This is a genomic window from Gillisella vitis, assembly GCF_021559775.1.
In the GTDB taxonomy this organism is placed as follows: Bacteria; Pseudomonadota; Alphaproteobacteria; order Rhizobiales; family Rhizobiaceae; genus Allorhizobium; species Allorhizobium ampelinum.
Genome location: NZ_CP056047.1, coordinates 652,761 through 666,602, shown reverse-complemented (window position 1 = coordinate 666,602; position 13,842 = coordinate 652,761). Strand labels below are relative to the sequence as shown.

General features: G+C 59.4%; 10 protein-coding genes. 7 read left to right on the top strand and 3 right to left on the bottom strand.

Going from position 1 to position 13,842, the window contains the following annotated elements; genetic code table 11:
- Window position 1: 1 nt before the first annotated feature.
- The 3 genes from AVCG78_RS03020 to AVCG78_RS03010 are packed head-to-tail and all read left to right on the top strand — an operon-like array spanning window position 2 to window position 5,536.
- Complete coding sequence (locus tag AVCG78_RS03020; RefSeq protein WP_071202891.1) at window positions 2-1,096, top strand: efflux RND transporter periplasmic adaptor subunit; 1,095 nt, start codon at window positions 2-4, stop codon at window positions 1,094-1,096.
- Window positions 1,093-4,203, top strand: coding sequence for an efflux RND transporter permease subunit (locus tag AVCG78_RS03015; RefSeq protein WP_071202890.1), 3,111 nt, complete (start codon window positions 1,093-1,095; stop codon window positions 4,201-4,203). The genes AVCG78_RS03020 and AVCG78_RS03015 overlap by 4 nt, the downstream gene beginning before the upstream one ends.
- Before the next feature lies 1 nt (window position 4,204).
- On the top strand, window positions 4,205-5,536 hold the full coding sequence (locus AVCG78_RS03010) for an alpha/beta hydrolase (RefSeq protein WP_081355378.1): 1,332 nt from the start codon (window positions 4,205-4,207) through the stop codon (window positions 5,534-5,536).
- 66 nt (window positions 5,537-5,602) lie between these two features.
- On the opposite strand, the gene AVCG78_RS03005 is transcribed toward AVCG78_RS03010, so the two are convergent.
- Window positions 5,603-6,679: a peptidoglycan-binding domain-containing protein gene (locus AVCG78_RS03005; RefSeq protein ID WP_234665082.1), complete on the bottom strand. Its 1,077-nt coding sequence runs from the start codon at window positions 6,677-6,679 to the stop codon at window positions 5,603-5,605.
- Window positions 6,680-6,716: 37 nt separating this feature from the next.
- Complete coding sequence (locus tag AVCG78_RS03000; RefSeq protein WP_234665083.1) at window positions 6,717-8,477, bottom strand: ATP-binding protein; 1,761 nt, start codon at window positions 8,475-8,477, stop codon at window positions 6,717-6,719.
- Between the two features lie 470 nt (window positions 8,478-8,947).
- Here AVCG78_RS03000 and AVCG78_RS02995 point away from each other — a divergent pair, with 470 nt between their 5' ends.
- The 3 genes from AVCG78_RS02995 (at window position 8,948) to AVCG78_RS02985 (ending at window position 11,071) form a co-directional block, all read left to right on the top strand.
- Window positions 8,948-9,412 (top strand): DUF5330 domain-containing protein, encoded by a 465-nt coding sequence (locus AVCG78_RS02995; protein ID WP_071202884.1) that lies wholly within the window; start codon window positions 8,948-8,950, stop codon window positions 9,410-9,412.
- A 124-nt stretch (window positions 9,413-9,536) separates the two neighbouring features.
- Entirely contained in the window at window positions 9,537-9,950 is a 414-nt protein-coding gene (locus AVCG78_RS02990; protein WP_071202882.1) for a SufE family protein, read from the top strand.
- A 23-nt stretch (window positions 9,951-9,973) separates the two neighbouring features.
- A complete protein-coding gene (locus tag AVCG78_RS02985) occupies window positions 9,974-11,071 on the top strand; it encodes a hypothetical protein (protein WP_071202880.1) in 1,098 nt (365 codons plus the stop codon).
- Window positions 11,072-11,131: 60 nt separating this feature from the next.
- Here AVCG78_RS02985 and AVCG78_RS02980 read toward each other — a convergent pair whose 3' ends face one another.
- Window positions 11,132-11,833 carry a TetR/AcrR family transcriptional regulator gene (locus tag AVCG78_RS02980; protein ID WP_174089646.1) on the bottom strand — a complete coding sequence of 234 codons (702 nt, stop codon included), beginning with the start codon at window positions 11,831-11,833 and terminating at the stop codon, window positions 11,132-11,134.
- A gap of 287 nt (window positions 11,834-12,120) precedes the next feature.
- Here AVCG78_RS02980 and AVCG78_RS02975 point away from each other — a divergent pair, with 287 nt between their 5' ends.
- Window positions 12,121-13,833 carry a CocE/NonD family hydrolase gene (locus AVCG78_RS02975; protein WP_071584861.1) on the top strand — a complete coding sequence of 571 codons (1,713 nt, stop codon included), beginning with the start codon at window positions 12,121-12,123 and terminating at the stop codon, window positions 13,831-13,833.
- Window positions 13,834-13,842 lie beyond the last annotated feature (9 nt).

Below are 13,842 nucleotides of genomic sequence, written 5' to 3'. Positions count from 1 at the left end.
CATGCGCCTCTACCGTCCAATCATCACCCTTCCCTTTCTGCTTGCCCTGACGCTCGCCGCCGGTTGCAGCCAGGAGGACGACCAGCAGGCCACCGGGCCACGTCCTGTCCGCTCGATGACCGTCAAGGCCGAACGCCTGTCGGGGGTCAGCTTTGCCGGCGTGGTCCAGGCGCGGGTCGAAACCGATCTTGCCTTCCGCACGCTCGGCCGGGTGATCCTGCGCAAGGCCGAAGTCGGCGATCTCGTTCACAAGGGCGACGTGGTTGCCGAAATCGATCCGCTGGCGCTGCAATTTGCCGTCAACAGCGCCGAGGCCGACCTGCGCAATGCCCAGGCGGCCTTTGAGAATGCGCAGATCACCGAAAAGCGCCGGCGCACGCTCGCCACCATCAATGCCGGCAGCGTCGCTGATTTCGAAGTGGCCGAACAGGGCCTGAAATCGGCCCAGGCAAGTCTCGACCAGGCAAATGCCAAGCTGGACAAGGCCCGCGAGCAATTGGGGTATGCGCGGCTTCAGGCGGAATTTGACGGTGTCGTCACGTCAGTGTCCGTCGAAGTCGGCCAGACGGTGACCGCCGGGCAGACGGTGATGAAAGTCGCGCGGCTGGACCAGCGTGACGTGATCGTCGATGTCCCGGAAGGACGGATCGGCGCGCTGAAGGAAGGCACGAAGTTCAACGTGGCGCTACAGCTCGATCCCACCAAGCAGGCCATCGGCACGCTGCGCGAAATCGGCCCGGAAGCCGATGCGGAAACCCGCACCCACCGGCTGAAAATCGCCATCAACGACGCTCCCGAGGTGTTTCGTCTCGGCGCCGTGGTGACCGCGACCGCAAGCCGTGATGAAGAGGACGGCGTCATCCTGCTGCCGTTGACCGCCATCCTCAGGAAAGACGGCGCAACCGGCGTCTGGGTGATCGATCGGGCCAATGCCACGGTCGCCCTGCGCAAGGTCGTCCTTGATGACGCCACCACAGACGGCAACCGGGTGAAGGTCCTGTCCGGATTGAAGGAAGGCGAGCAGGTTGCCGTCGCCGGCGCCAACCAGCTTGCCGAGGGACAAAAGATCAAGACCGATGAGGAGCCGCGCCCGTGAAGAAATTTAACCTGTCGGACTGGGCGCTCGAACATCGTTCCCTCGTCTGGTATTTCATGATGGTGTTTTCGCTGGCCGGCGTGCTCGCTTATATCGGCCTTGGGCGTGAAGAAGACCCGTCCTTCACCATCAAGACCATGGTGATTCAGGCCCAATGGCCCGGCGCCTCCGCCCAGGAAGTCACCCAGCAGATCACCGACCGGATCGAGAAGAAGCTGCAGGAACTGGAATCGCTCGACTATACCAGGTCGATCACCACGGCGGGCCAGACCATCGTCTTCGTCAACCTGTTGGATACCACCAAGGCCCGCGACGTGCCCGCCACCTGGCTGCGCGTGCGCAACATGGTCCAGGATGTCCAGGGCGACTTTCCCTCCGGCGTCGTCGGGCCGTTTTACAACGACCGTTTTGGCGACGTTTACGGCAATATCTACGCCTTCACCAGCGATGGCCTGACCCATCGGCAATTGCGCGATCTGGTCGAGAGCGCCCGCACCAAGCTGCTGACTGTTCCCAATATCGGCAAGGTCGACATTGTCGGCACGCAGGACGAGGCGATCTACCTCGAATTTTCCACCCGCAAGATTGCTGCCCTCGGCATCGACCAATCGGCGATCATCGCCACGCTTCAGGCCCAGAACGCCGTCACCCAGTCGGGCTTCATCGATGCCGGGCCGGAGCGGATCGCGCTTCGCGTCGGCGGGCGCTTCATTTCGGAAGACAGCCTGCGGTCGATCAATCTCAAGGTCAACGACCGGTTCTTTCCGCTGACCGATGTTGCCACCATTAGCCGTGGCTATGCCGATCCGCCGACCAGCATGTTCCGGGTCAATGGCAAGCCGGCAATCGGCCTTGCGATCGGCATGAAGGCTGGTGCCAATCTGGTGAATTTCGGCAAGGCGCTGGACAAGACCATGGCTGGCGTCATCCAGGACCTGCCGGTCGGCGTTTCCGTCGATCGGGTCGCCGATCAGCCGGCGGTGGTGGAGGAAGCGGTTTCCAGCTTCACCCATGCGCTGTTCGAGGCAATCGTCATCGTGCTGGCCATAAGCTTCATCAGCCTTGGCCTGCGCGCCGGACTGGTGGTGGCGATCTCGATCCCGCTGGTTTTGGCGATCACCTTCCTGTTCATGCAATATGCAGGCATATCGCTGCAACGCATCTCGCTCGGCGCCTTGATCATCGCGCTCGGGCTTCTGGTCGACGATGCGATGATTGCCGTGGAAATGATGGTGGCGCGGCTGGAAGTGGGCGATAGCCTGCGCAAGGCCGCCACCCATGTCTATACCTCGACCGCCTTCCCGATGCTGACAGGAACGCTCGTCACCGTCGCCAGCTTCATCCCGGTCGGGCTAAACAACAGCAATGCGGGCGAATTCACCTTCTCGCTGTTCGTCGTCATCGCCGTGTCGCTGGTGGTGTCCTGGGTGGTGGCTGTGTTGTTCACGCCACTTCTGGGCGTCACCATGCTGCCGAAGACCATGAAGAAGCATGCCGACCACAAGGGCTGGTTTGCCCGGCTGTTTGCCAGCATGCTCCACTTTTGCCTGCGCTGGCGCTGGCTGACCATCGTTGCAACGATCGGCGCCTTCGCCCTGTCGCTCTATGGCATGACCCATGTGCAGCAGCAATTCTTCCCCAGCTCCGACCGCCCGGAACTGATCGTCGACTGGAACCTGCCGCAAAACAGCTCCATCGACGAGACCAACCGGCAGATGGCCAAGTTTGAACAGGAGCAATTGGCCAACAACCCGGATATCGACCATTGGTCGACCTATGTCGGTCGCGGTGCACCGCGCTTCATCCTGTCGTTCGATGTGCAGCCTGATGATATCACCTTCGGCCAGATGATCATCGTCACCAAAGGGCTGGACGTGCGCGACAAGCTGCGCCAACAGTTCCAGGCCTATCTCAGCCAAACCTTTCCCGGCACCGATGCCTATGTGAAGCTGCTGGATATCGGACCTCCGGTCGGCAAGCCGGTGCAATACCGCGTATCCGGTCCCGACATCCAGAAGGTGCGCGATTATGCGGGCAAACTGGCCGCCATTGTCGGCACCCACCCGCTACTCACCAATATCGCCTTCAACTGGTATGAGCCGGCCCGCGTGCTGAAGGTGGATGTGTTGCAGGACAAGGCCCGCCAGCTGGGCGTCACCTCCGAAGACATCGCCCAGACCCTCAACAGAGTGGTCGAAGGATCGACGGTCACCAAGGTCAGGGACGACATCTACCTGATTGATGTCGTCAGCCGTGCCGAAAAGAAGGATCGCGGTTCAGTCGAAACCTTGGTCGACCTGCAATTGCCAAGCAGCAACGGCCAGTCTATCCCGCTGTCGTCGGTCGCCACCTTCCATTACGAACTGGAGCAGCCGACCATCTGGCGGCGCGACCGCATGCCGACGATCACCATCGAAGCCGCCGTCAACGGCCCCACCCAGCCCGCGACCATCGTTACCGCGCTGAGCGGCAAGGTCACCGAATTCGCCAAGGCGCTTCCGGCAGGCTATGCCGTCAATATCGGCGGCGCCGTCGAGGAGAGCAACAAGTCGCAAGGGCCGATCATCCAGGTCGCACCCCTGATGCTGTTCATCATGGCAACGCTGCTGATGATCCAGTTGCAGAGCTTCCACCGACTGTTCCTGGTGTTTTCCGTCGCGCCGCTGGCGCTGGTCGGTGTGGTAATCGCGCTTCTCACCAGCAACGCGCCTCTTGGCTTCGTGGCGCTGCTCGGCGTGCTCGCGTTGATCGGCATCTTGATCCGAAACTCTGTCATCCTGGTGGTGCAGATCGAGGACCTGCGAAAATCGGGCGTTGCGGCCTTTGCGGCGGTGGTCGAGGCAACCGAACACCGGATGCGCCCGATCATGCTGACTGCCGCCGCCGCCACGCTGGCGCTGATCCCGATCTCGCGGCAGATCTTCTGGGGACCGATGGCCTTTGCCATGATGGGCGGCATCGTCGTCGGAACGGTGCTGACACTGCTGTTCCTGCCCGCGCTCTACATCACCTGGTTCCGGATCAAGCCGGAGAAAAACCCGGCGCACGACAAGCACGTCCCCGATGCCCATGCTCCCGATAACAATGCTATCGGAGCTGAGAAATAGGATGCCGACTCTCGGCTGGCGCAAGAGCGGGAAGCGGGAACACGCCCGCTCTCCCTTGAACCGTGGTTATGCCCTCGCGCCTTCCCCATCGGCATGCAGGCCGGCAAGGTCCAGTCCTGCTTTTGCCGCCGCGTTCCCCTTACTCATCGTTCTCGTGCTGGGTGGCTGCGCGGGCCGGCCAGAAAGCGTGCTGAAGCCCGTTCCCGTGGCCAGCGATGCCAGCCAGGTCAATATGCTGGTGTTTACCACCCGCCAAGCGGCGGATGATCCCGGTATCCTCTATTCCGGCGATCGCGGCACAGCGATCTCAGTGAATAATGTGGTCGTTTCCATCCCCCCGGAGCGCAATCGCAAGGTGGGTGAAGTGCAGTGGCCTTCCCGTGTGCCCCCCAACCCGGAACATGATTTCGCGGTGCTGAAGGCCGATAAAGTCCCGACGGAATCCGAGGCTTTGCAGTGGTTCAACGCGACCCGGAACAAGAAACGTCAGGCCGTGATCTTCGTGCATGGCTTCAACAATACGTATTCGGATGCGGTTTTCCGCTTTGCCCAGATCATCCATGATTCCGGCACGGACGCATCCCCGATCCTGTTCACATGGCCGTCGCGCGGCAGTGTGTTCGACTATCTCTACGACAAGGAAAGCACCACCTATTCCCGGCGGGCGCTGGAAGACCTGATCCTGCAAGCCGCGAAGAACCCTAATGTCGGCGATGTCACGATTATTTCCCATTCCATGGGCGCATGGTTGACCATGGAAGCGTTGCGCGGCGTGGCGATGCGCACTGGTGGGGTTCCAACCAAGGTCAACAACGTCATCCTGGCTTCGCCGGATATCGATGTCGATGTGTTTCGTCGCCAGTTGATCGAAATGGGCACGAAACGTCCACATTTCACCGTCTTCACCTCTAACAAGGACAAGGCGCTGTTCGTATCGCGGTGGCTGTCGGGCGGCGTCAGCCGGGTCGGCGGCATGAGCCAGGCCGATCTACAACCGCTGGCCGCCGACATGAAAGTGCTCGGCATCACCGCCATCGACACCAGCAGCGTCGATAGCCACGATCCGCTCGGCCACACGGCCTTTGCCGACAGTCCGGAGATCATCCGCAATCTGGGCAAGAACATCGCTGGCCAATCCATGGAAGGTGGCCAAACCACTTTGGGCGATCGGGTCGGGCTGGTGGCGATCGGCACAGCCAATCTGGCCGGTTCGGCAGCCCGTACCGTTGTCACGGCTCCCATGGCAGTGATCAGCAGCGATGCGCGTCAATCGCTCAAGCAAGAATTTTCGTCGGGGCAGAAACCGCTGATCAACGGGAAAATCGCCTATTAGAGTTTACTTTTGGAAAGTGGAAACGGGTTTTGCGTTAGGGCATACGGAAAAGCTGGAGAAAGCCGCTTACAAGGCGCCGATGGATTTCAGCTTTTTCAGCACCGCCATATTCGGCTCACCGGTTTCCGGCAGCCTGTAATGGCGCTCGAAGTGGCGGATGGCAGCCTTGGTCTTGTCGCCAGCCACCCCATCGACGCTGATATCGGTATAAGCGATATTGATAAGGCCGCGCTGGATATCCATGATCAGGCTTGCTTCCCCGCTTGCACCCGTCGCGATGGCATCATCGCCACCGGTCGAGGCAAGGCTGGTGGCGGCAACGGGCGCTTGCGGCACCGGCGCATTTGCCCTTGTGCCGGACTGGGGTTTGCCGGAAGAAACGGCGGCGGTCGACACGGGTGTTGCCGTGGGCAACCGGGCGGGCGCGGGCCGCACAGGCGCGGACTGCGCGGTGGTGACGGTCTTTTCCGCATTGCGAATGGCTGCGGCCACGGGATCGATGGCATCATCCGCTGTCGCCGTGACTTGAACTGGCCGTTCCATAGGGCGCACTGGGGGCGCACTCCCCTTGGGGGCCGCACCGGCCTTGGGGTCAGCACTCCCTTTGGGGTCAGCACTGGCGGGTGATTTCTGATCGACGCTCATCGCCGCCAGCAGGTCATCGCTGGGCGCGCCGGTAACGGACATGCCGATCCGCCGCTGATAAGCGCTGATTGCCGCATCGGTTCGGGGGCCAAGTTTGCCATCGGCGGCGCCATCGTAAAGCCCCAGCCGAATGAGCTGCGCCTGAATGCTGGCAGTCAGGGGATCGGCACCGGTATCCGAGGCCGGCACCACACCTGTTGCTGAACCACCGGCGCCGGGCGCTGTGCTGACAGGGGTGTTTTCCGCTGTCTGGCGCTGGATACGGAACGTGGTGACATCATCAGGGTCGGGTTTCAGGGAATGGTTGCTGTTCAACCCCAGCATGGCGGTGAAATCATGCGGATCTCGGGTGCGCAGGAAGGGAGATGGATGCCGTCCCGGCTGATACCAGAACGCATTGGCCGCAACGAAACCCATGACCACGACAAAGCCGACCGTGCTGGTGAACCGGGCTGGATTGCGCGCACAAAGGCGCATGGACGCTCGAGCGGCCATCATCAGAAAACCCGGCTCCTTGCGGGCCGGTTTTCTTTTATCAGGCGATTTTCGCTTTCGCGTCGTCATTCACATCCTTTTGCTGGCCCATCCTTTGGCCCGGCTGCCCGCTACCCTGCTGCTCATGCGTTTGTCCCGCACCCTCTTCAAAACAGACCTCATCCATCTGGTGCTGCCGCGACGATTGGGCAAGCCCCACCCTGTCGCTTCCCAAGGTCTCGCTCTTTGAGCCATCGAGCCTCTCGCGAGCAGGCTGCCTTTCACTGACGGGCAAGCGTGGCGGAAATTCGATCTGACGGCTTTCGCCTGTGGATTGAACCCGGGCAATGCCCGATCCGTCGATTGGCAGGGTGATGGAAACCACCGTCCCCTCCCCCTCACGGCTCGTCAACAGGAATGTGCCACCATGCAGGGCAACCAGCCCCTTGACCAGCGACAGGCCCAGGCCAACGCCGTCGAATTTCCTGTTATAATCACTGTCGACCTGGACGAAAGGCTGGCCAAGCAGAAGGATGCGATCCTGGGCGATACCGATACCCGTATCGCTGACAGAGATCACCAGATCCTTGCCGAAACGTGCCGCATCCACGGTGACAACACCACCCGGCTCGGTGAACTTAATGGCGTTACCAACAAGATTGATCAGGATCTGGCGCACAGCGCGTGGATCGGCGGTCAGCTCGCTCACATCGCGGCCAATGCGGCTGGTGAGCTTCACGCCCTTTTCCTGCGCCTGCAAGGCCAGCATGTTTTCACAATCATGAATGGCCTGCGAAAGCGAGAACGGCTCCACCAGCAATTCGTAGCGCCCGGCCTCGATGCGGCACATATCGAGCATGGTATTGACGACCGACAGAAGATGGCCGCCGGACTGGCGGATCAACCGCACATATTCCCGGTGACGCTCATCTTCCATCCGGCCAAAATAATCACCCATCAGAATGTCGGAAAAACCGAGTATGGCATTCAGCGGCGTGCGCAATTCATGGCTGACGGCAGCGAGAAAGCGAGATTTGGCTTCATTGGCCGTCTGCAAATCGGCATCGAGCTTGACCAGCCGCTGCGCCATCTGCTGTTGCTCACGGCAATCCAGCATCTGCACGAAAATCCCGGCAATGCCACCGCGCTCGTCGCGGCGCACGGCCATGTCGAGCCCAACCGCCATCAGCGTGCCATCGGCAGCCTCGTCGCTCGTGGTTTCGCCAAGCAGGTTTTCGCCGTTAGAGCCTTCAGAATGGGCATTGGTGGGGCGGGCAAGCCGCAGCTTCACACGACCGATATCCTCGCCCTGGCGCAGGGCGTCAAAGGCACGCACAAAGGCGATACGGTCGGTGACATGCACCTGATCGATGAAAGGACGGCCGAGCGGATTGCGCAGGAAAGGCAGGAAATCGCGGGCATCGCGCCCGCCGACGGTTTCTACCCGCGCCTGGGCATCCAGGGTGAAAACCATGCCGGGAAACAGCGAAAGATCGATAGAAGCACTCGTGTCCAGGGAATGGCGGATAGCCGGCTGGCGAGAAGACAGGCGCGCCAGCCACAGGGCGGCGACCACGGCAATCAGAAACAGGCCGGCAACAATGGCAACGCCGAGCGGCAGGGCAACAGCGATACCTTGAAAGAAGGAAAGGGTGAGCGGCACGAGGACCAGAGCGGGCAAGCAGGCCAGGACCACGCAACGTGCCGCCGCAACTTCGGCGCGAGACGGCGAGGCTTCCGCGCCGATGCGCGTCACCACCAGGGTCACGGCTTCGTCGAGAAGGGTCTTTGCCCGATCAGCGATTTTACTCAATACCAACACGCCAAATTTCCGCGACTTGCGGTCCTCTTTACTGACCAAACAATAGAGGTCGCCGCCTTAAGGAAAAGATAAAGGGAAAGCTGCAAAACCCGCCTAAACCGGTGTTTCCGTCTCGGAAAGGGACAGGGGTCAGAAGCTTTCGAAAACATGGTTAACGTGGCGTAAGCAACGGATTTTGCATGTTTTTCCGCATCACGTTAATATCTGTGGCATCAGGTGGAATGAAAAAGCCCGGGAACAGAAGGGTTCTGCCGCAATTATGCTTAATCTCAGTCGTTAAACTTTGACTAGAATGTGGTTCAAATGCGGAAAGATCGCATTTTATGAAAATACGCAGAAAATCCGATTATGTTTTGCAAAGCGATATTTCCGCGCGAATCATAGTCTGTTTCGCAGCAGCCCGGTCATTCGACCGGCGCAACCGACGCGACAGACGAAGAAATGTCGCAGAACGAGACGGATAAGCGGTCATGTGGTTTCTGATCAAGGGAGCATTCTGGTTTACGCTGGTATTGGTCGCCCTGTCCTATCTGGGCGGCGCGCCGCGTGACGGTTCGGCATCTGCACCGCAATTCGAGCTGGCAAACGCCGTTTCGGCCGCATCTGGCGCTTATGATTACGTTTCCGGCCTCTGCGGCGAAAAGCCCGATGTCTGCGTCAAGGGCGGCCAGACACTTCAGGCCATCGGAATCCGGGCGCGTGAAGGCGCGCTGGTCGCTTATCAATTGCTTAACCGTCAGTTCGGCACCGGAGAGGATCATCAGGCCATCAGCGTCGATGCGGCGCCAGCCCATGGCAGCGTCAAGGAAGCGGCTATCGCCACCCCTGCTGCTGCCAGCGAAGACCATATGGTCACCGGTACGGTCTCTGCTGCTGGCAATGGCGTGCCCCTGACCATCACCGTTCCGAGACCAAGGCCGAAACCCGCAGGTTGAGTGATTTTTAACGGCGCAGCCGGTTCATTTCCACATGGGAAAGGCCTATATGGCCTCAAGCGCTTCCAAAGCCATCACCGGAAGTCACCTAAAACACCCGAAAAACCGCCTGGATGACCCTCCCATGACGCCCATCGACCAGATTATCGACGACTTTGCCTATCTCGACGATTGGGAAGACCGCTACCGCTACGTGATCGAACTGGGCAAGGCCCTGCCGGACCTGCCGGAAGAGCAACGAACCGCTGACAACAAGGTCAAGGGCTGCGCCAGCCAGGTCTGGCTGGTGACGAAGGCGGGCGAAGGTTCTGACCCGATCCTGACGTTCGAAGGCGATTCCGATGCCCATATCGTCAAGGGCCTGGTCGCCATCGTGCTATCAGCCTATTCCGGCAAGACCGCCTCCGAAGTCGCAGGCTTTAACGCCCTCGACCTGTTCGGCAAGCTCGGCCTGATCGAACACCTCTCCGCCCAACGCGCCAACGGCCTTCGCTCCATGGTGGAACGGATCAGGGGCGAGGCTGTGGCGCGGGTCTGAGACAATATCGGAAGGTGCGAGACATGGGGACAGCATCGCGACTAGGGCGCATGGGGCGAAATTTCGTCGGTCTGCTGATTGCGGCGCTGATCCTTCTGATTGGATATCGCATCGCTATACCGGGTCTCAATTCCGAGCGGTTTGCCATGATGACCAGCCAATCGGCCATGGCCTCATCGCGGTTTTCCATCCTGGCTCTTGGAACGGGTCCTGTCGTCACTGCTTTCGCCTATGTTGAAATTCTGCGCCTTTTCCTCTTCAGCTTTGTCGGTTGCCGGAATTGGGTGCGCAAGAGCCGGGCCTTCGCACTCTTGCCGGCGGTGTGTGCTATAATAATATCCGGTTTTCAGGCCTATGGTGTTGCAAGCGCTCTTCAGAGCTACGCAGAGGTAACTGATAGTGTTTTCGTCCCCATCGCCATTGCTTGCCTCGTCGGCGGCACCGCGGCGGTGATCGCCTTGATAAACAGAACAGAGCGAGAGGATATCGGTGGTCTATGGCTTTTACTTGCTGTCAGCGCCCTGCCTGACTTGATACAGTCAACCTTTCAAAGTCTCGAACTGGCCTATGTCGGTGCTCTAGCCTTTTCCGATTGTTTTATACTCTTGGGCATCGCAGTCCTCGCTATAACGCTGGCCACCTTTGCGGTTCTCGCCCTATCGAAATCCATGCCAGCCAATAGACGAGAGCTGTTGTCTCGTTGGCATCTGCTACTCTGGCCGCCGATCCTTGCCAGCATAGCGGCGAATTATCTCTGGATGGTGCTGTTTTCCCTGACGCCGCAACTCATGCAGGCCACATTAACCGAAACCTATTTGGGCAGCAGCGGTCTAATAGCGATCTCCGTCACCTCCATGATGGCACTCGTCACCCTCGTCTATGCCCGAATTCTCAATCGGGACGCCCGCGACAGGAATGAACCGACTCTCTCTCCTGCCGTAGTGATAACGATCATCTTGATTCAGGCCATATTGTTCGTCGGGCTTCAAATCCTATTGCCGCTAGTCTACCCGCAAGTCGGCCTGACAGCATCGAACCTGCTGATCGTCGTGACCGTGCTGATGGTATTAAGCGGGCTTGCGAAACCAAATCGACTTCAAAGTCATTTCCCTTCAGGCTGATCCGGACCGTATCTGCTGCTACCGCCCCCACTTCAACTCAACGGTCCTATGAGATGTGCTCTACGCAACAGCACCGGCCGATGCGATTGCCAGTTCGAATTCGGCCGGCAGTACGCCGACTGCGGAACGGATGATCATTGCCAGAATATCTTTCAACGTCTGTTCCCTGCGGTCCTCAGGTTGGAGGAAGAATGCCATTGTACCCTGACCTGCCAGAACGTGCGAAATGGTGATGGAATGGGTGAAAAACAGCAGGGATGCATCCTGCCGGTGGACCAGTCCCAGGTCCATTCCTTCCAAGAGCAGCGGCACCGTCGCATCGTGGAAAGGATCGATCAGCGAGACTTTCACCTGTTCCTGACGCGGGCCTTCCTGAACCATCTCCTGGAGAATGAACAGGCCATAATCCGGCAGGTCGGCATTGAAACGGATGAAGGCAGCATAGAAATCCGCCATTCTCTGAGAATAGGCCAAAGGGGCCGCCGAAATGGCCTGCAAGGTGCTGATGCAGGGCTCAGCGCTCAACTTCATGCGTTCGAGGCATGCCTCCCATAGGGCGGCTTTTGAGCCGAAGTGATAATTTGCCAGCGCAATATTGACCCCGACCTGCCTTGCCAGTTCCCGCAAATTCACCCCGTCAAAGCCCTGGCGGCCAAAAGCATGAATGGCTTTCAAGAGAATTGCCTCGCGGCCAACCTCCGCTCCCAACCGGGGCCTGCCGACCCGGGTCGGCTTTATCTTGGCGGGTTGTTCGTCGCTCATGGTCATCTCTGCTTTATCGATGATGCCGTTGGTTGATCTTTTGCCCCGTGACCGAACAGGGCGTCAATGATGATTGCCAATAAAAAATTAAACACCCGTTGCATTATTAGGCAAATGGCGTAACGTTTGGGTGTTTCATGTCGTGAGCAGATCAGCACGATGCAGGACATGACATGGCGGTCACTGGGAGGAGGCCGGACCCTGAAGCCATGGCTTTTCATTGCCCGAAAATCGGGCCAGCAATGGGGGTCAGCAGCAGGAAGACCGGCACCATATGGAGGAAAATTATGAATATTATCAAAAATTTAGACGGTATCGACGTTATCTTCAGAAAAGCGGTGGTCGATGAGAACTCCGCCAATTATCGGGTGGATGAGCGCAGCTTCCTTCTCAAAAAGGGCAGTACCCACCGCGAAGGCGGCATGCCGCTGAAGTCGGATGTGCTGGTGGAACGGGATGTGGCCGTGACGCTGCGCGACGGCGTGACGATCCGGGCGGATCTGTATCGTCCGGTCGAAGAAGGCCAGTATCCGGCCATTATCGGCTGGAGTCCTTATGGCAAACGCGGCGGCGCCCTTAACAACGATCTCTTCGGGCATCCGACGCGCATGGATGTGCCCGTTGACTGGGAGGATGGACTCAATAAGTTCGAAGCCCCGACACCCGCCTATTGGGTGGCGCATGGCTATGTGATCATCGCGCCGGACAGCCGCGGCGCCGGTAATTCCGAGGGCGACATCCATGCCTGGGGACGCCAGGAGCCGGAAGACGAGTACGATCTGATCGAATGGGCTGGGCAGCAATCCTGGTCCAACGGTAAGATCGGCCTGACAGGCAATTCCATGCTGGCGATGTCGCAATGGTTTGTCGCCGCCCTGCGCCCCCCGCATCTGGCCGCCATTGCTCCCTGGGAGGGGGCATCCGATATCTACCGCGATACCGGTTGCCGAGGTGGCATTCCTGAATTTATTTTCTCGGAAGGCATATTCGGACGGCTATGCGGTCACGGTCTGGTGGAAGACATTCCTGCCATGACGGCAACCCATCCGCTGCTTGACGACTATTGGAAAACCAAGATCTCTGGCCTCGAAAACATTGATGTTCCCGCCTATGTGGTGGCTTCCTGGACCAATCTCCTGCACACGGGCGGCACATTTCGCGGCTGGTCATCCATTTCATCGACGGAAAAATGGTTGCGGGTCAACAATACCCATGAATGGACTGATTATTTCAACCCTGAGAATGTTGATGATCTGCGCCGCTTCTTTGATCGCTTCCTGAAAGATATCGATAATGGCTGGGAGGCCACGCCGCGCGTCCGCCTGTCTGTGATGGACCCGGGCAACCGCGATACCGTCAACCGCAGCGAGGCCGCCTTCCCGCTCGCGCGTCAGGTCACCAAAGCGCTTCACCTTGGGCTGAAGGACGGCAAACCTGTTTTGACCCACGAAAGCCAGGCTGAGGCCGCCAGCCTTTCCTACGATGTCGCGGACAAGGAAGGCGTGGCCTTCTCCATCACCTTCGACGAACTGACCGAGCTCACCGGTTTCTTCAACCTGAAGCTCTGGGTGGAAGCCGAGGGCAATGACGACATGGACCTGTTTGCCTTCGTCAGGAAGCGCGACAAGAATGGCATTGTTCAGGGATGCCACGTGGTGACGGACCGCACCCATGTCGGCCCCAATGGCCGCCTGCGCGTCTCGCTGCGGGCCACGGACCCCGAACGTTCGACCGAACTTGAGCCGTTCCTGCCTTATGATAGCCCGGGCAAGCTGAAACCGGGGGAGATCGTGCCCGTCGAAATCGGCTTCTGGCCTTACGGCATCCGCTGGCAACCGGGCGAAACACTGGAACTGGTGATGACCGGAACCGATCTGCTAATCAGGCCGGAATTCCCGCAATTGCCGCCTATTCCAACCCTCAACAAGGGCCGCCATATCATCCACTTTGGTGGAGACTACGGCTCGAAACTGCTCGTTCCCTACATTCCCGGAGCGTGACCAAAAATA